The organism is Nocardia sp. NPDC057663, assembly GCF_042799895.1.
Taxonomy (GTDB): Bacteria; Actinomycetota; Actinomycetes; order Mycobacteriales; family Mycobacteriaceae; genus Nocardia.
In genome coordinates, this window is sequence record NZ_JBHVHX010000016.1 from 69091 (window position 1) to 86853 (window position 17763).

The following is a 17763-nucleotide window of genomic DNA, read 5'->3' on the forward strand; positions in this document are numbered from 1 at the left end:
CGGTGAGGGGAGCCGAACGTGGCTTTCGGGGTATCGCTGGGTGGATCAGACGCTGGCGTAGGCCAGCGAGGGCACCCGGTCGGTGGCGAAGCTGGTGCGCAGGTAGCACCACCAGGTGACCGCCGCCATCACCAGGAACACCACGGCGTAGGCCCAGAAGGCGGGGGCCATGGTCTTGAGGTGGACGTTGGACAGGCGCAGTGCCTGCTGGACGATGAAGCCGCCCGCGGCGCCGACCGCGCCGATGACACCGATGGCGGCGCCTGCCTGGCGCTTGGCCGAGATGGCGGCCTCGGCGATGTCGATACCGTGCTCGGAGGCGTACTTCTTGGCGGTGGCGTTGAAGATCGACGGGATCATCCGGTAGGTGGAACCGTTGCCGATGCCGGCCAGCACGAACAGCGCCAGGAACGCGGCCAGGTAGAGCGGGAAGCTCTTCAGGTCCACCGCGAGGACGATGAACGCGACCGAGATCGACATGCCGCCGAAGACGTAGACGGTGATCTTGGCGCCGCCGCCGATCTTGTCGGAGACCCAGCCGCCGAACGGACGGCTGAACGAACCGACCAGCGCGCCGAGGAAGGCGAGGTTACCGAGGGTGGTGATCCAGCTGATCTTGGCCAGGTCGGGGAAGGTGGCCTTGATCAGCGTCGGGAAGGCGAAGGAGAAGCCGATGAACGAGCCGAAGGTGCCGATGTAGAGGAAGGCCATGATCCAGGTGTGCCGGTTGGTCAGGGCCAGCTTGTAGGACTTGCCGTCGGACTTCGCGTCGGCGATGGAGTCCATGAAGTACAGCGCGCCGACGGTGGCGACGACGATGAACGGCAGCCAGAACAGCACGGCGAGGGTGATACCGAAGCGGTAGCCGCCCGCGTCCTTGGCCATCAGGTGGGTGCCGAAGGTGATCAGCAGCGGCACGATCAGCTGGGTCTGCGCGACACCGAGGTTGCCGCCCGCGGCGTTGAGGCCCAGTGCGGCGCCCTTCTTGCCCTCCGGGAAGAAGAACGAGATGTTGGCCATCGACGACGAGAAGTTACCGCCACCGACGCCGGCCAGCGAGGCCAGCACGAGGAACACCCACATGGGCGTGCTCGGCTGGTTGACGAAGTAGAGGATTCCCAGGGTCGGAATGAACAGCATCGCCGCGCTGAACGCGGTGAAGGCACGACCACCGAACTTCGGGACGGCGAAGGTGTAGGGGATGCGCAGGGCGGCGCCGACCAGGGTCGGGATGGAGGTCAGCAGCAGGGCGTTGCTGACAGCGGTCGGGTTGCCCTTGCCCAGGCCGGCCAGAAAGTCGAAACCGGCCAAACCCATGGTGGTGACGATGGAGCCCCAGATCACCCAGATGCTGAAGCCAAGGTTCTCGGCGAAGACCGAGAACCAGAGGTTCTTGCGGGCCGTCTGCTTGCCGCCGGCTTCCCAGAACTCCGGATTGTCGGGGTTCCACTGGGTCAGCCAGCGACCCTTCTTCTGATATTCGAAGGACGGGGCTTCCGTCTCCTGGCCGGTGGCGGCGATTGCGGTCATCGGCTTCCTCTCGATCGGGCTCGATAGAGGCGCATCGTTTTTCGTGGTGTTCGATGCGCCTCTTGCGGGGTCGAGATAAAGGTAGAAGCCGGTTGTTGCGTGGCAATGGCCTCAGGTGAAGTTCCGGCCAACTAGGGCTCACCGCCGAAAACGCGTGCTGGTGACTGCCTGGTTACATCAGCGGTCGGGGTACTGCGCGATGAGTGAATCGAGGAAGCAGCGGGTCGCCTGCATGGCCTTGTCGGCGTCGCCGTCGATGACGGCCTGCACGAGCTCGGCGTGCTCGGTGTCGTAGGCGTCGTCGGAGCGGGCGGTGCGCGCGTGGATCACGTGCTCGATGATCGGCAGCAGCGAATCGTAGAACTCCAGATACACCGCGTTGTGGCTGGCGACGACGATCGCCCGGTGCAGTTCCACGTCGGCGGCGATGGCGACCGGGTCGGGTTCGGACCAGTTGCGGTTGCTGCGTTCGGCGAGCAGCCTGCGCAGGTTGGCGATATCGGTGTCGTCGCGGCGGCGGGCGGCCAGGCCCGCGGCGGTGGTGTCGAGGGCTTGGCGGAGTTCGAGGATGTCGCGCTCTTCGGCGTCGGCGAAGTACTTGGCCAGGGTGCCGCCCACCTCGGAGGTGGCGATCACATAGGTCCCCGAGCCCTGTCTGCGTTCGAGCATGCCCGCGTGCACGAGGGCCTGGACGCCTTCGCGCACGGTATTGCGGCCGGTCCCGGTGAGCTCGGTGAGCTCCGGTTCGGTCGGGATCCGTTGACCGACCGGCCAACGGCCGGAACGGATCTCGGCCCGAAGCTGCTCGGTGACCTGGGCGATGAGGCTGGTTCGCCGGACGGGTTGCACGTCAGCAAGGGTACCGCTGCTCACAAATCATTGCCCGGATCATGGGGTCATCCTATGATTTGCACGTGACTGTGCCGCCTCCACTCCCGCCTCTCCGCGAATTCAAGCCAGACTCGACTGCTGGGTCGACTCTGCTGGGCGACCGGCGGGATGAGATTGGTCCCGCTAGCCCGTCCCCGGCGAGTTACCCATGTGCTCCGGAAACCAACGCTCCGGAAACCGGTCGGCGTTTCTCGGCGTTGGTTCAGGGGCGCCTGCTCGTCCTCGCGGCCATTGTCATGTCAGCGCTCACGTTGCGGGCGGCGGTGACCGCGTTCAGTCCGCTGGCTGAGGAGATCGGTGCCGATATCGGGTACGGGACCGCGATCGTCGGGGTGTTCGGGATGCTGCCGACCGCGATGTTCGCTGTCGCGGGGCTGGTGACGCCGCTGCTGGTGCGCCGTTTCGGGCTGGAGCGCACGGTGCTCATCGCGATGCTGCTGGCCGGGACGGGGTCGCTCACCCGCGTGTTCGCCGGGGGGACCGGCGAGCTGCTGGCCTTCTCCGGCGTGGTGCTGCTCGGCATGGGTATCGGCAATGTGGTGATCCCGCCGCTGGTGAAGCGGTACTTCGCCGATCAGCTGGCCGCGATCAGCTCCCTCTACATCGTGATGGTGCAGTTGAGCACCGTCGTGCCCGCGTTCGTCGCGGTGCCGCTGGCGCAGGAGCACGGGTGGCGGATCTCGATGGGTGTGTGGGCGCTGGTCGGCTTCGCCGCCGCGGTGCCGTGGCTGTTCGTCCTGCGTGACCGCAAGGGTCGCGACCGGGTCGACGTCACCGCGCTGCCCGCCGAATCATCTACGGCCGCAGGCAAAGTCTGGCGATCACCGGTCGCCTGGGGGATGGCCGCGATGTTCGGCATGACCTCGCTGACCACCTACGCGATGTTCGCCTGGCTGCCCAAGATCCTGTCCGACGCGGGCGCGAGCGCCGGTTTCGGCGGCAGCATGGTCGGCCTGTTCGCGCTGATGGGCTTGATCCCCGCGCTCGGCGCGCCGACCGTGGTCTCGCGGATGCGCAATCCGTTCCCCGTCGTCGTCGGCTGCATGGTGCTGTTCATCATCGCCTTCGCGGGCCTGCTGATCGCGCCCATGGGCGCCCCGGTGCTCTGGGTGGTGCTGCTCGGCCTCGGCCCGAGCACCTTCCCGATGGCGCTGACCCTGATCAACCTGCGCACCCGCACCCCGCGGGGCTCGGCCGCGCTGTCCGGGTTCACCCAGGGCGTCGGGTACGCCGTCGCCTGCGTCGGCCCGTTGCTGTTCGGCATGCTGCACACCTGGACCGGCGGCTGGCTGGTGCCGTTCGCCATGCTGCTCGTCGCGCTGGGCGTGCTGCTCGCGGGTGCCTGGCAGGCCTGCAAGCCCCGCATGCTCGAGGACACCTGGAATTGATCGCGGAATCTCACCGTTCGAGTTGCGCGGGTGTGCGTCAAGAGCAATGCTGTGTAGGTCACACCTCACTGGGGTTTCTGGCAAATTCCGGCAGGTTCCTTACCTGTTGAAATCGCTGCGTCACATGCTGGAAACAAAGGCCTCAATCTCACCCCTCTGACCGGGCCTCGGTGAGAAACCGTTGATTCGGGCGCAATTTCCCGCAGCATTTCGGCAATACCCATTTCCTACCGTTGGGCCATCGCACTTTTGGGAGGCCCAACTTGAGCACGCTGAAGCGTAACCACGACATCGAGCACTGGGATGCGGAAGATGTCGCGGCCTGGGAGGCCGGCGGCAAGGACATTGCCAAGCGCAACCTGATCTGGTCGGTCTTCGCCGAGCACATCGGGTTCTCGGTGTGGTCGATCTGGTCGGTGATGGTGCTGTTCATGCCCACCGACAAGTTCGGCATCGATGCGGCAGGCAAGTTCTTCCTCGTCGCCATGCCGACGCTGGTCGGCGGGTTCCTGCGGATCCCCTACACCGTGGCCACCGCCCGTTTCGGCGGCCGTAACTGGACGATCTTCAGCGCGCTGGTGCTGGTGGTCCCGCTGCTGCTGACGCTGTACTTCGTCACCCAGCCGGGCACTTCGTACACGACCTTCCTGATCGTGGCCGCGTTCGCCGGTGTCGGTGGTGGCAACTTCGCCTCGTCGATGACCAACATCAACGCCTTCTACCCGCAGCGACTCAAGGGCTGGGCGCTGGGCATGAACGCGGGCGGCGGCAATATCGGTGTCCCGGTGATCCAGCTGCTCGGTCTGCTGGTGCTGGTCACCCTCGGCGGTGACTATGCCTACCTCATCTGCGCGATCTACCTGGTCCTCGTCGGTATCACCGCCGTCGGCGCCGCGCTGTACATGGACAACCTGACCAACCAGAAGGCCGACCTGTCCTACATGGGCAAGGCCCTGCGGGTGCCGCAGTCGTGGGCGATCGCGTTCCTCTACATCGGCACTTTCGGTTCGTTCATCGGCTACAGCTTCGCCTTCGGCCAGATCCTGCAGATCAGCTTCAAGGCCGGTGGCGATACCGCCACCCAAGCCGCCATTCACGCCGCGTCGATCGCCTTCATCGGCCCGCTGCTCGGTTCGCTGGCCCGCCCCTACGGCGGCAAGATGGCCGACCGGATCGGCGGCAGCAGGGTCGCGCTCGGCACCTTCGGCGCCATGATGGCCGCCGCGCTGATCGTGATCGCCGCCTCGACGATGGCCGACCGCAACAACGGGGTCGCCTCCGGCGCCACCATGGCCTTGCTGGTCATCGGCTTCATCGCGCTGTTCATCCTGTCCGGGTTCGGCAACGGCGCGGTCACCAAGATCATTCCGTCGGTGTTCGAGGCCAAGTCCAAGAGCCTGCCGCTCCCGCGGGCCGAGCAGGCCGCCTGGTCGCAGAACACCGGTGGTGCGCTGATCGGTTTCGTCGGTGCGATCGGCTCCCTGGGTGGCGTCGGCATCAACATGGTGCTGCGCAGCTCCTACGCCAGCACCGCCTCCGCCACCACCGCGTTCTGGGTGTTCCTCGCCTTCTACGTGGTCTGCGCGGCCGTCACCTGGACGGTGTTCCTGCGCCGTCCCCGCCTGTCCACCGTGCCTGCCGACTCCGATGTCGTGGTCGAGGCCGAGTCCCTGGTCCTCGAGGCCGAAACCAACGCTTCGTCGGCCAATACGTCGGCTCGCTGACTACCCGACCACTACCAAGGAGGTCACTCTCATGAACAGCACTCGCAAGACAGTGGTCGTGGTCGGCCACGGCATGGTCGGTCACCGCTTCGTCGAGGCCCTGCGCTCGCGCGACGAGGCAGGCGAATGGCAGATCGTCATCCTCTCCGAGGAGAAGCTGCCCGCCTACGACCGCGTCGGCCTGTCCTACTACGTCGGCAGCTGGAAGGCCGAGGAGCTCGCGTTGCCCGGCAACACCTACGACGGCGACGACCTGGTCGACCTGCGGCTGGGCCAGCGCGGCGAGTCCATCGACACCGCGGCCAAGACCGTCACCAGCTCCACCGGTGACGTCATCGCCTACGACGCGCTCGTCATGGCCACCGGCTCGTACCCGTTCGTCCCGCCGGTGCCCGGCCACGATCTGCCCGAGTGCTTCGTCTACCGCACCATCGACGACCTCGACGGCATCCGTGCCGCCGCCGACGCGGCCGGTCCCGGCGCGCACGGCGTCGTCGTCGGTGGTGGTCTGCTCGGCCTGGAAGCCGCCAACGCGCTGCGGCTGCTGGGCATGACCCCGCACGTCATCGAGTACAACGACCGCCTGATGCCCGCCCAGGTCGACGCCGGTGGTGGCGCGATCCTGGAGAAGCTGGTCACCGACATCGGCCTCAACGTGCACACCGGCGTCGGCACCGCCAAGATCGTCTCGATCGAGGAGGAGGGGGCGAACAACGTCACCCTGCACCTGTCGGACGAGTCCGAGATCCACGCCTCGCTGGTGGTGTTCTCGGCCGGTATCCGCCCGCACGACGCGCTGGCCAAGGCGGCGGGCCTGGAGATCGGCGCCCGCGGCGGCATCCTGACCGATGTCACCCTGCAGACCTCGGACCCCAGCGTCTACGCGATCGGTGAGTGCGCCGCGATCGAGGGCGTCTGCTACGGCCTGGTCGCCCCCGGTTACACCACCGCCGAGATCGTCGCCGATCGCCTGCTCGGCGGCGCGGGCGAGTTCCCCGGCGCCGACATGTCCACCAAGCTGAAGCTGATGGGCGTCGACGTGGCGTCCTTCGGTGACGCGCACGGCACCACCGAGGGCGCGCTCGAGGTCGTGCTGCACGACGCGGCCAAGGGCACCTACGCCAAGCTGGTCGTCTCCGACGACGCGCAGACCCTGCTCGGCGGCATCCTGGTCGGTGACGCCAGCCAGTACGCGGCCCTGCGCCCGCTGGTCGGTCGCCCGCTGCCCGCCGACGCCGCCGCGCTGATCTCGCCGGCCGGCGCCGAGCTCGGCGCCGACGCGCTGCCCGACGATGCCCAGATCTGCTCCTGCAACAACGTCAGCAAGGGCGCGATCTGTGGCGCGATCGCCGAGGGCGCCTGCGACATCCCCGGCATCAAGAGCTGCACCAACGCCGGTACCTCCTGCGGTGGCTGTGTGCCGATGATCAAGAAGCTGCTCGAGCAGTCCGGCGTGGCGATGTCCAAGGCGCTCTGCGAGCACTTCGAGCAGTCGCGCGCCGAGCTGTTCGACGTCGTCGCCGTGACCGGCATCCGCACCTTCTCCGAGCTGATCGCCAAGCACGGCAAGGGCACCGGCTGCGATATCTGCAAGCCGACCGTCGCCTCGATCCTGGCCTCGACCTCGAGCGACCACATCCTCGACGGCGAGCAGGCGGCCCTGCAGGACACCAACGACCACTTCCTGGCCAACATGCAGAAGAACGGCACCTACTCGGTGGTGCCGCGGATGCCCGGTGGTGAGGTCACCGCCGAGCAGCTGATCGTCATCGGTGAGGTCGCCAAGGAATTCGACCTCTACGTCAAGGTCACCGGTGGCCAGCGCATCGACCTGTTCGGCGCGACCGTGGAGCAGCTGCCGCTGATCTGGAAGCGACTGGTCGACGCGGGCATGGAGTCGGGCCACGCGTACGGCAAGTCGCTGCGCACGGTCAAGAGCTGCGTCGGTTCCACCTGGTGCCGCTACGGCCAGCAGGACTCGGTCGGCATGGCCGTGCTGCTGGAGAAGCGCTACCGCGGCCTGCGCTCGCCGCACAAGCTGAAGCTGGCCGTCTCGGGCTGCGCCCGTGAGTGCGCCGAGGCCCGCGGCAAGGACGTCGGCGTGATCGCCACCGAGCACGGCTGGAACCTCTACGTCGGCGGCAACGGCGGTCTGACCCCGAAGCACGCGGTGCTGCTGGCCGGCGACCTCGACGACGAGACGCTGATCAAGTACATCGACCGCTACCTGATGTTCTACATCCGCACCGCCGACCGCCTGCAGCGCACCGCGCCGTGGCAGGAAGCGCTCGAGGGTGGCATGGACTACCTCAAGGCCGTCGTCTGCGACGACAGCCTCGGCATCGCCGACGACCTGGAAGCCGCGATGGCCAAGCACGTCGACGGTTACAAGGACGAGTGGGCCGCCGTGCTCGAAGACGAGAACAAGCTCTCGCGCTTCGTCTCCTTCGTCAATGCCCCTGACGAAGCCGACCCGACCATCTCGTTCGACGACAGCGGCGAGCGCAAGGTTCCAGTGCTTCTCGGCCTGCCTGGCATGCCAGTGGGTGTTGCTTCGGACACAGCAGCAGCCGGGAAATAAGCGCTTAACTCTGCGGAAACAGGGCGCCTGTACCAATAGGTAGGGCGTTCGGAGGAGGAACCGACGATGACCGTTATCGACACACCCACCATCACCACGGAGACGGCGACCTGGACCCAGGCGTGCCGGCTCGACTTCCTGATCCCGGGCCGCGGCGTTGCTGTCCTACTCAAGGGCGGCCGGCAGGCCGCGCTGTTCCTGCTCACGGACGGCACGCTCGCCGCCGTCGGCAATATCGATCCGTTCGGCCGGGCCGCGGTGATGTCGCGCGGCATCGTCGGTGATCGTGGCGGCGTCCCCGTCGTCGCGTCGCCGCTGCTCAAGCAGGCTTTCTCGCTGATCGACGGACGCTGTCTGGACGACGAGACGAAGTCCATCCCGGTCTACGCCGTGCAACTCGACGGTGGCGTCGTCGCAGTATCCAACGAGCCCGTGCAGGTCGCGGCCCTCGAATCCTCGGACGGCTGATTTCATGACTGCTCCCACCGACAGTGGCCCCTGCCTTGCCGGCTTCACCATCGGCGTCACCGCCGCCCGCCGCGCCGAGGAATTCGGCACCCTGCTCACCCGCAAGGGCGCGACCGTGGTGTCCGCCCCTGCCATCCGCATCATCCCGCTGGCCGACGACACCGAGCTCGAACGCGTCACCGAGCTGCTGATCGCCGATCCGCCGCAGATCACCGTGGCCACCACCGGCATCGGTTTCCGCGGCTGGATGGAAGCGGCCGAGGGCTGGGGTCTGGCCGAGGTACTGCGTGACACGCTGGCCTCGACCCGGATGCTGGCCCGTGGCCCCAAGGCCAAGGGCGCGATCCGCGCCGCCGAACTGCGCGAAGAATGGTCGCCCGCCTCGGAGTCCTCGGCCGAGGTGCTCGATCACCTGCTCGCCGAGGGCGTCGAAGGCGTGCGGATCGCGGTGCAGCTGCACGGCGCGACCACCGAGTGGGAGCCGGTTCCGGACTTCTGCGAGGTGCTGCGCTGCGCGGGCGCCGACGTGGTCCCGGTGCCGGTGTACCGGTGGGAGCCGCCCGCCGATCGCGGCCCGATGGACGCCATGATCGAGTCGATCATCTCCGGCAGCCTCGACTGCGTCACCTTCACCAGCGCCCCCGCGGTGGCCTCGCTGCTGATGCGCGCCAAGGAGACCGGCCTGCTCGAATCGGTGCTGCACGCGCTGCGCGGCCGGGTGCTCGCGGCCTGCGTCGGCCCGATCACCGCGGCCCCGCTGGAAGAACTCGGCGTGCCGACCACCATGCCCGGCCGCGCGCGCCTCGGTGCGCTGGCCCGCCATGTCGCGGAGGAACTGCCGCGCCGGGCGAGCCGGATCTACGCCGCCGGTCATCTGATCAGCGTGCGTGGTGGCTGTGTCGTCGTCGACGGCGAGGTGCGTCAGCTGGCGCCCGCGCCGATGGCGTTGATGCGGTCGCTGGCCCGTCAGCCCGGCCGGGTCGTCTCCCGCGAGGACCTGCTGTCGGCACTGCCCGGCGGCGGTGACGACACCCATGCCGTGGAGACCGCGATCGCGCGTCTGCGGGCGGGCCTCGGCACGCCCAAGGCGATCCAGACCGTGGTCAAGCGTGGCTACCGGCTCGCGCTCGACGCCGCCGACTGCGCCGACACCCCGGCCCGTCAGCCGGTGCAGCCGCCGCATCAGGCGGGCATCGGCACGCCCGCCCGGTCGCCGCGCCCCGCGCAACCGATCGGGGTGTGGTGAGTACCGCCCAGCCGGGTGATCCGGCTCTGGTGCTCGTCGCGCACGGCACCCGCAGCGCGCGTGGCGTGGAGATGATCGCCGCGCTCGCCGACGCGGTGGCCGCCGAGCTCGGTGCCACGGTGTCCGAGCCCGGCGCGGAATCGCAAGGGGCAGCGCCCAATACGGCCCTGCGCACCGCCTTCGTCGACGTGCTCGGGCCGTCGCCGTCGGAGGTGCTGCGCGATCTCGACGGACCGGCCGTGGTCGTGCCCGCGTTTCTCGCCTCGGGGTACCACGTCTACCAGGATGTGCCGCGTGAGGTCGCCGAGAGCGGCCATCCCTCGGTCGCGGTCACCGCGGCCATGGGCCCGGATCCGGCGCTGACCAGGATCATGGCGGTGCGGTTGCGCGCCGCCGGCTGGCGGCCCGGCGACGCGGTGGTCTTCGCCGCCGCGGGCTCCTCGGACGCGCGGGCCCGCCAGGATGTCCGCCGCGCGGCGGGCATGCTGGCCGAACAGCTCGGTGCGCCGGTGCGCATCGCCTATGTCGCGACCGGTACCCCGCGGGTTCCCGAAGTCGTCGCGTCCCTGCGGGAATCAGGTGCCCGGCGGGTCTTCATCGCCTCGTACCTGCTCGCGCACGGACTGTTCCACCAGCGTCTGCACGACGCGGGTGCCGACGGTGTCGCCGAGCCGATCGGTGTGCATCCCGCGGTGGTCCGGCTGATCGCCGACCGATACCGCACGGCCGCACAGGAACTGGTGCGCGCCCAGGTGCGCTGAGCTCGCCCGCCGCATCGCGCGGCTTTCCGGCGGGTGAACCCTCGGGTTGCCGTCCGGTCGGTTTCGGTCACGGCGACTAGAGTTGGCCCGACTTCACATGGAGGGGGCACCGTGCCAGATTCGTCCGCAGATCACGAGAATCCGCGGCAGCAGGATGATGAGCTGACGTCGTATCCCGACGCGGCTCCACAGGCACCGCCCAACCCGTACCCGAGTGCACCGACGCCGCAGCCGGCGTACCCGGGTGCGGCGGGGGCGCCGAACCCGAATCCAGCGCCGCCGCCGTATCCGAATGCCGCCGTGGGGCCTGCGCCGTATCCGAACGCGGCCGGAGTACCGGCGCCTTACCTGTATGCGGCGGTGCCGCAGCCGCCGCACCCGCAGGTGAGCGAAGTGCCGTATCCGAATGCGACCGGGGCGCCATATCCGGATGCGTCCGCGCCGCAGGCGATGCCGGGCCCGGTCGGCGCGGCGTCACCGTATACGCAGGTCGGCCCTTATCCGGGCGCCCAGCCGAACCCGCTCGGCAGCCCCTATCCGGCGGCGCCCGGAGTCGAGGCTGGTCCTCGGGTCGTGCCGCAGAACGTGCTGATGGCGTTCTATGTGATGCTGACCGGTGCGGTGGTCACGGTGCTCAGCGCCGCCTACATGCTGACCACGATCGATCAGATCCGCTCGGACGCGCTCGAGGCCTCGGGCGGGGTGTTCCGTGGCGACGACCTCGACATCCTCGTGTACGCGGGTCTCGCGGGCGGGATCCTCACGTCACTGGTGACGGCGGGCCTGTGGGTGTGGTTGGCCTTCGTCTGCCGTGCGGGCAAGAACTGGGCCCGCATCACCGGCACGGTGTTCTTCGGCATCAATGTGTTGTTCTCCGTCATCGCCGTGATCAGTACGCTCGCCGCTCCCGACGCCGACCTGCAGTCACTGAGCTTCACCGTGGTGGGCGTCGTCATCGGACTGGCCGCGGTGATCCTGCTGTGGAATCCGAAGTCCAAGGCCTACTTCGCCCCGGTCCTGCCGCCGGGCTACCAGCCGTATCCCGGACCGCGGGCTAACGGGCCGTGGTGAAGTTCGCCCGATAGGTGCTCGGGGGAACACCCAGCTGGCGGATCATGTGCTGGCGCAACGATTCCGCCGACCCGATGCCGCTGTGCCTGGCGACCTGGTCGATCGGCAGCGACGTCGATTCCAGCAGTTCCCTGGCCCGGTGGATGCGCTGATGCAGCAGCCATTTCTGCGGGCTGAGCCCGGTCTCCTCGTGGAACCGCCGGGTCAGCGTGCGCACGCTGGTGTTGGCGTGCCCGGCGAGTTCCCGCAGCGACAGGGGAGTGTCGAGCCGGGCCAGCGCCCAGCTGCGGGTGGCCGAGAGCGAGAGGTCGTCGTCGGGCGGTAGCGCGGTGTCGACGAACTGGGCCTGCCCGCCGGGGCGCACCGGGGTGACCACGGCGGCCCGCGCCGCCTCGTTGGCCACGGTGGCGCCGTAGTCCACGCGAATCAGGTGCAGGCACAGGTCGATTCCCGCGGCCGCGCCCGCCGAGGTGGTCACCGGGCCGTCCTCGACGAACAGCGCGTCGGTGCGCACGAGGACCGACGGGTGCGCGCGTGCCAGTTCGTCGGCCAGTCCCCAGTGCGTGGTCGCGGTCCGCCCGTCGAGCAGTCCGGCCTGGGCCAGGACGAACGCGCCGCTGCAGATCGAGGTGACCCGGGTGCCGCGCTCGACCGCCGCGCGCAGGGCGGCCAGGATCACCGGGTCGGCGCCGGTCCGGCTGCCGGTGCTGGGCACGATGACGGTGTCGGCGGATTCGAGCACGTCGAGCCCGTGCGGGATCACCACATCGAAGCCCCCCGAATTCGAGAGCACCACACCGGGTTCGGCGGTGCACACGAGCACCCGGTAGGCGGGTTCGCCGTCGACCAGCACCGACTCCATGAGCGATCCAGGCATCGCCAGATCGAACGATTTCACCGGGGGCACGGCGACGACGGCAACGGTCTTCATGGCCTGATCCTTGGGATTGCTGGCATTCCGGCCACTAGTCTAGCTCTCGCCTGCACGGCATCGTTGCTCATGTGCCCGGCGAGAACCGCCTGGAACGCACGAAATATGTTGCGGTGAAAGGGAATCAACATGACCAAGCATGTCGTGATCGGTCGCGGCGGTACGGCGTCCGCCACCGCGCTGACGCTGGCCGAGTCCGGTGACCGCGTGACGGTGATCAGCCGCAGCGGTCTCGGCCCCGACCATCCCGGCGTCGACCTGGTCGCGCTCGACGCGCTCGACACCGACGCCCTGATCGAGCACGCCACCGGCGCGGCGACCGTCTTCAACCTGGCCATGCCGCCGTACCACACCTGGCCGGAAACCGTTCCGCCACTGTTCGGTTCGATCCTGGCCGCCGCCGAAGCCGTCGGCGCGAATCTGGTGATGATGGGCAATCTCTACGGCTACGGACCCGCCGACGGCGTGGTCACCGAGACGACCCCGCTGGCGGCCACCGGCAGCAAGGGCGAGGTGAGAGCCAGGATGTGGACCGAGGCACTGGCCGCGCACGAGGCGGGCCGGTTGCGCGTCACCGAGGTGCGCGCCGGGCAGTTCCTCGGCGCGGGCGCGGTGTCGATCTTCTCGCTGCTGGTGCAGCCCGCGGTGCTGGCAGGCGGGCAGGCGAAGGTGCCGCAGGAACTGGACCTGGCGCATTCGTTCACCGCCATCGACGACGCGGCGGCCGCCCTGGTCGCCGTCGCCCGCGACGACCGCGCGTGGGGCCGCGCCTGGCACGCGCCGGTCATCACCACCACCGTGCGCGCGGTCGCGAGCAGGCTCGCGGCACTGGCCGATGCGCCCGAGCCCGACCTGGCCGTGCTGTCCGACGCCGAGATCACCGCCCTGGCCCAGGACGACCCGTTCTGGGCGGAACTGTTCGAGACCGAGCACATGTCGCACCGCGAGTTCATCGCCGACGACGCCGCGCTGCGCACCACCTTCGGCGTCACCGCGTCCGCACTCGACGACGTACTGCGCGCGGTACTCCCCGGCGCCTGAATCTGTCGGTCCCCCGGCGCACACTGTGCCCATGGCCTATGACGAGGAACTCGCCGAGCGCATCCGGGAGATCGTCTACCCCGGTCGCAATCTCGTCGAGCAGAAGATGTTCGGTGGGCTCGCCTTCCTGATCGGCGGCAATATGGCTGTCGCCGCCAGCGGCAAGGGCGGGCTGATGGTGCGGGTCGACCCGGCCGAGGGCGAGGCGCTGCTCGACGGGCAGTCGGTCACGCCGATGGTGATGCGCGGGCGCGAGATGTTCGGCTGGATCCGGGTCACCGCCGCCACGGTCTCCGACGACGCGGTACTGCGGGAGTGGGTGGAGCGCGGCGTGCGCTACGCGCAATCCCTGCCGCGCAAGAAGTAGGTCCGCCAGCCGGCGACGGCCGCCGCGGATCGGTAGTCCGCGGCGGCCGTCGAGGCGCGGTGAGCTAGCCCGCCGAGCCGGTCAGCAGGCCGCCCAGGTCGGCCGATCCGGTGCCGCCGCCGGGGGTGGTCGGCTTGGCGCTGACCTCGACGGTGACGGTCTTGGAGCTGATCAGTTCCTGGACGGCCTTGATCTCGTGCGAGCCGGGGGTCGACGGGGTCCAGGTGATCGTGGCCTTGCCGTCGGAGACCGAGACGGGCTCGCCGATCTGGGTGCCGTTGTCGGTGAAGGTCACCTTGAACAGGAACGATGTCGCGGTGACATCGGCGGTGACGGTGTAGGCGGTGCCCACGTAGTGGGTGGTGCCGCTGACCGTCACGCCCTGGACGAGCGCCGAGGCCTGCGGCGCCACCAGCACCGTGGCCGCGGCGACCGCGGTGAAAGCTGTGAGTCCGAAGCCGGCCCGCCGTGCCTGGTTGGTCTTCATGGTTGTTCTCCTGGTTCGCGCTGCCCCCACCGCTGTGGGTGTGCGCGACACTATCGAGCGGATCATCACGCTGTCCGGAAAACAGAAAAACGAATGTTTAAAACTTGGGCGGGCCGATTCGTTGCAGGTAGCGCCGGAATCATCCCGTGCGGATGAGGCGATCGCCGAGCTGGTCGTCGACACTGGGACACATGCCGACGTCAGGTGCGGTTCGCTATCAGTTCGTCGTCGAGGGCGAGCTCACGGACCGTGCTGTCGCGGCCTTCCCCGAACTCCGGCGCAGCGCGCATTCGGCCACCGGCACCACCACCCTCTACGGCGAGCTCGCCGACAACACCGCCATGCGCGGGGTGCTCGCCCGCATCGACGTCCTCGGGCTCACCCTGCTCGGCATGTCCCGGCTACCCGACTGAACGCGAGGATTGCCGATCGTTAGCCGATGTCGGCAGGCCGTCATGATGGCGTCGATCTGATAACGAGCACCCCGACGCCGCGCGACCCGCAAACGCGCAGGTCGGGTTTCGCCTACCGTCGAATCTGCTGGTGGATCAGCCCCGAAGGGTAGACGACGAGCTCAGGAGTGTGGTGGTGGCAACCTCGTACCGAGCGATAGCTGAAATCCCATCGGACGTCGATGCGAGCATCCCGGAACTGTCGTTCGCCTCCGTCCGGTCCGCCGAGATCAACGCCAGGCTCGACCGCGCGCACGCCGCCGCAGGGCACACTGTGCTGGTGTCCGGACCGGCGGGCAGCGGTAAGACCGTCGCCCTGGTCGACTGGGTGACGCGGTCGCGGCGCCTGCGCACGGCCGCGGTCGGCTGGCTGACTGTCACCGAGCGGCTGGCCGACAGCGGTGACCTGGTCCCGGCGATCGCGCAGATCCTCGCCCCGTCGGCCGATATCGGCGCCGACGGTGCGCTGCGCACTCCGGTCGACCAGGCGGCCGACCTGGTCGACGTCATGGCGATCACCGTCGATCACTCGGTCCTGGTGATCGACGACGCCCATCTGCTCACCGACCCGCTGCAGCTGGCCGGCCTGGAATACCTGCTCGCCCACCTGCCCGCGACGGTCACCGTGCTGATCGCGGGCCGGTTCGATCCGCCACTGCGCTGGCACGCGCTGGAATTGGCGGGCAAGCTCACCCGGATCGGCGTCGCCGAACTCACGCTGTCACCGGAGCGGATAGCCCAGCTGTTCATCCAGCACGGCTGCCGGCTCGACGACGCCGAACTGGCCATGGTGCACACGCTCACCCGCGGCTGGGCCGCGCTGGTGCGGATCGCGGCGATCTACCTGGCCGCCAACGCCGAGGACCGCGACACCGCGCTCACCACCCTGGCCAGGCCCTCGCACGCGGTCGCCGATTTCCTCGTCGCCGAGCTGATGCAGTCGCTGCCTGCCCGTACCCTCGAATTCCTGCTCGTCACCGCGATTCCCAGCCGCTTCTGCCTGCCGCTGGCCGAGGAGCTGGCGGGGGAGAACGCCGCGCGGATCGTCGACGAGTTGCTGCGCGCCAACTTCCCCATGCACACCGTCGCGCACGCGGGGGAGCTGTGGCACACCTACCACCCGCTGCTGCGCGCGTACCTGCTGGCCGAGGCCACGCACACCAGCGCCGACCGGCTGCCCGCCGTGCACCGCCGGGTCGCCGAGTGGTTCGGCGCCGCGGCGATGCCGGGCCCGGCGCTCGACCATGTGCTGGCCGAACCGGGTACGCCCGGCCTGGCGCCGTTCGTGCGGGATTGGGGGCTGCGGATGGTCCTCGACGGCACCGGGCACCTGCTGCTCGCCGCGATCGAGCATGTCCCCGAGCTGGCCGAGGACACCTTCGTGCGCCTGCTGCGCGCGGCGGTCGCGGTGGAGGCGGGCGAAATCGCCACCGCCGAGGTCTATCTCGAAGCCGCCCATGTCGGGCCGGAACAGGTCTCGCAGCTGGCGCCCGCCGGGTGGACGGACGCGCTCGACCGCGCTGTCAGCGCGGGAGTTGCTGTCCTGGTAGGTGATTCGGCCTCACTGAGCTGGCCGCTGCCCGCGGTGACGGGCCAGCCCGACCTCGACTGCTACGCGGCGCTGCACTGCGGCAGCGCGCAGATCTCCGGCGGTGAGATCGACAGCGGCACAGCGGCTTTGCGGCATGCGATTGTGCACGCCGAGGAAACGGGACTGGGTCGGGTCGCGGTGCGCGCGCGGACGGCATCGGCCATCGCCGCGGGGTACGCGGGCCGGGTCGGCGAGCTGCGCGCGCTGGCCGGCGTCGCGATCGAATGCGCCGATCGCTACGACCTCACCCATGCACCCGAGGCCGCGTTCGCCCGGGTGATCGCGGCCTACGGCGCCTACCAGCAGGGCGAGTCCGTCGAGCTGCCGCTGCCCGGCCTGCCCGGCGGCCCGCTGGTCGAGGCCACCGCGCCCGCGCCGGCGCGCCAGGCCGCGGTCATGACCGGCGTACTGATGTTCGACGCGGCGCCGGACCGCGCGGCCGCCGCGACCGCGCTGTGCAAGCAGGTGCACCGGCTGCTCGACGAGTCCCCGGCACTGTTCGGTATCGGCGCGCTGGTCACCGACGTGCTGTGGCTGCTGCTGCGCCTGCAAGCCAGGGCCGACGCCCAGCACCTGGTCGACCACGCGACCCGCGTGTTCGGCCCGACGCCGCAGATGGCCGTCGCCGATGCGGGATTGGCCGTCTACACCCATCGCCCGGCCGCGGCGCTGACGCTGCTCGAGCCGTCGCTGAGTGGCCCGCCGCAGTTGAACACCAGATCGCTGGTCGCGGCCTGGCTGCTGGTCGGCGTGGCCGCCGACCGCCTCGATCGTCCACGCAAGGTCGACGACGCGTTCGAGCGGGCACTCTCGCTCGCCTGCGGGGAACGGCTGATCCGCCCCTTCCTCGATGTGCCGGGCGCCGCCGAGGTCCTCGATCGGCTGGGCGGGCGGTTCGGCCGCTTCGACGCCTTCGTCGACCTGGTCCGCTCGCACCGTGCGCCCGCGGCCGACGCGCCCCAGCTCACCGACACCGAACTCGCGGTCCTGCGCCAGCTCCCGTCCGGCATGACTGCGGCCACCATCGCCGCGAACATGGGCGTCTCGGTGAACACCGTCAAGACCCACCTGCGCGGCATCTACCAGAAGCTCGGCGTCAACGCCCGCGCCGAGGCCATCACCAACGCCCGCCGCGTCGGCCTGATCTGACCGGCACCGGGAACTCACCCGCAACGGGTGATCCGGGGCGGCCACGCGCTGGCTAGCCTCGCCGGACAGGCAGCACCGAAACTCC

At 69.3% G+C, this 17763-nt stretch carries 15 protein-coding genes; 11 read left to right on the forward strand and 4 right to left on the reverse strand.

Translation table 11 applies throughout. From position 1 onward, the window contains the following. Nucleotides 1–45 precede the first annotated feature (45 nt). Both ACFVAV_RS26680 and ACFVAV_RS26685 read right to left on the reverse strand, forming a co-directional pair. A complete protein-coding gene (locus tag ACFVAV_RS26680) occupies nt 46–1530 on the reverse strand; it encodes an MFS transporter (RefSeq protein ID WP_379038095.1) in 1485 nt (494 codons plus the stop codon). Nucleotides 1531–1707: 177 nt separating this feature from the next. Next, nucleotides 1708–2379, reverse strand: coding sequence for a FadR/GntR family transcriptional regulator (locus ACFVAV_RS26685; RefSeq protein ID WP_379038097.1), 672 nt, complete (start codon nt 2377–2379; stop codon nt 1708–1710). Nucleotides 2380–2657: 278 nt separating this feature from the next. On the opposite strand from ACFVAV_RS26685, the gene ACFVAV_RS26690 reads away from it, so the two are divergent. From ACFVAV_RS26690 to ACFVAV_RS26720, 7 genes are all read left to right on the forward strand, one after another. Then, complete coding sequence (locus ACFVAV_RS26690; protein ID WP_379038099.1) at nt 2658–3809, forward strand: MFS transporter; 1152 nt, start codon at nt 2658–2660, stop codon at nt 3807–3809. 263 nt (nt 3810–4072) lie between these two features. Further along, nucleotides 4073–5533 (forward strand): nitrate/nitrite transporter, encoded by a 1461-nt coding sequence (locus ACFVAV_RS26695; RefSeq protein WP_379038101.1) that lies wholly within the window; start codon nt 4073–4075, stop codon nt 5531–5533. A 31-nt stretch (nt 5534–5564) separates the two neighbouring features. After that, nucleotides 5565–8114 (forward strand): nitrite reductase large subunit NirB, encoded by a 2550-nt coding sequence (nirB, locus tag ACFVAV_RS26700; protein WP_379038103.1) that lies wholly within the window; start codon nt 5565–5567, stop codon nt 8112–8114. 66 nt (nt 8115–8180) lie between these two features. Next, nucleotides 8181–8582 (forward strand): nitrite reductase small subunit NirD, encoded by a 402-nt coding sequence (gene nirD / locus ACFVAV_RS26705; protein WP_379038105.1) that lies wholly within the window; start codon nt 8181–8183, stop codon nt 8580–8582. A 4-nt stretch (nt 8583–8586) separates the two neighbouring features. After that, a complete protein-coding gene (locus ACFVAV_RS26710; protein WP_379038107.1) occupies nt 8587–9828 on the forward strand; it encodes a uroporphyrinogen-III synthase in 1242 nt (413 codons plus the stop codon). A 71-nt stretch (nt 9829–9899) separates the two neighbouring features. Next, nucleotides 9900–10589: a sirohydrochlorin chelatase gene (locus ACFVAV_RS26715; RefSeq protein WP_379038195.1), complete on the forward strand. Its 690-nt coding sequence runs from the start codon at nt 9900–9902 to the stop codon at nt 10587–10589. A gap of 393 nt (nt 10590–10982) precedes the next feature. Next, nucleotides 10983–11660 carry a DUF3824 domain-containing protein gene (locus ACFVAV_RS26720; RefSeq protein WP_379038109.1) on the forward strand — a complete coding sequence of 226 codons (678 nt, stop codon included), beginning with the start codon at nt 10983–10985 and terminating at the stop codon, nt 11658–11660. On the opposite strand, the gene ACFVAV_RS26725 is transcribed toward ACFVAV_RS26720, so the two are convergent. Continuing rightward, the gene (locus ACFVAV_RS26725; protein ID WP_379038111.1) at nt 11644–12591 is read right to left on the reverse strand and encodes a GlxA family transcriptional regulator; all 948 of its coding nucleotides are present in this window, start codon (nt 12589–12591) and stop codon (nt 11644–11646) included. The two genes, ACFVAV_RS26720 and ACFVAV_RS26725, sit on opposite strands and share 17 nt — an antisense overlap. A gap of 129 nt (nt 12592–12720) precedes the next feature. On the opposite strand from ACFVAV_RS26725, the gene ACFVAV_RS26730 reads away from it, so the two are divergent. Next, on the forward strand, nt 12721–13632 hold the full coding sequence (locus tag ACFVAV_RS26730; protein WP_379038112.1) for an NAD-dependent epimerase: 912 nt from the start codon (nt 12721–12723) through the stop codon (nt 13630–13632). A gap of 31 nt (nt 13633–13663) precedes the next feature. Further along, on the forward strand, nt 13664–13999 hold the full coding sequence (locus tag ACFVAV_RS26735; RefSeq protein ID WP_379038114.1) for a TfoX/Sxy family protein: 336 nt from the start codon (nt 13664–13666) through the stop codon (nt 13997–13999). A 64-nt stretch (nt 14000–14063) separates the two neighbouring features. Here ACFVAV_RS26735 and ACFVAV_RS26740 read toward each other — a convergent pair whose 3' ends face one another. Next, nucleotides 14064–14486, reverse strand: coding sequence for an Ig-like domain repeat protein (locus tag ACFVAV_RS26740; protein WP_379038115.1), 423 nt, complete (start codon nt 14484–14486; stop codon nt 14064–14066). A 191-nt stretch (nt 14487–14677) separates the two neighbouring features. Between ACFVAV_RS26740 and ACFVAV_RS26745 the strand changes: the two genes are divergently transcribed. Together ACFVAV_RS26745 and ACFVAV_RS26750 are read left to right on the forward strand one after the other, a co-directional pair. Further along, nucleotides 14678–14899, forward strand: coding sequence for a hypothetical protein (locus ACFVAV_RS26745; RefSeq protein WP_379038117.1), 222 nt, complete (start codon nt 14678–14680; stop codon nt 14897–14899). Nucleotides 14900–15074: 175 nt separating this feature from the next. After that, entirely contained in the window at nt 15075–17678 is a 2604-nt protein-coding gene (locus ACFVAV_RS26750; protein WP_379038118.1) for a LuxR C-terminal-related transcriptional regulator, read from the forward strand. Nucleotides 17679–17763: the final 85 nt, after the last annotated feature.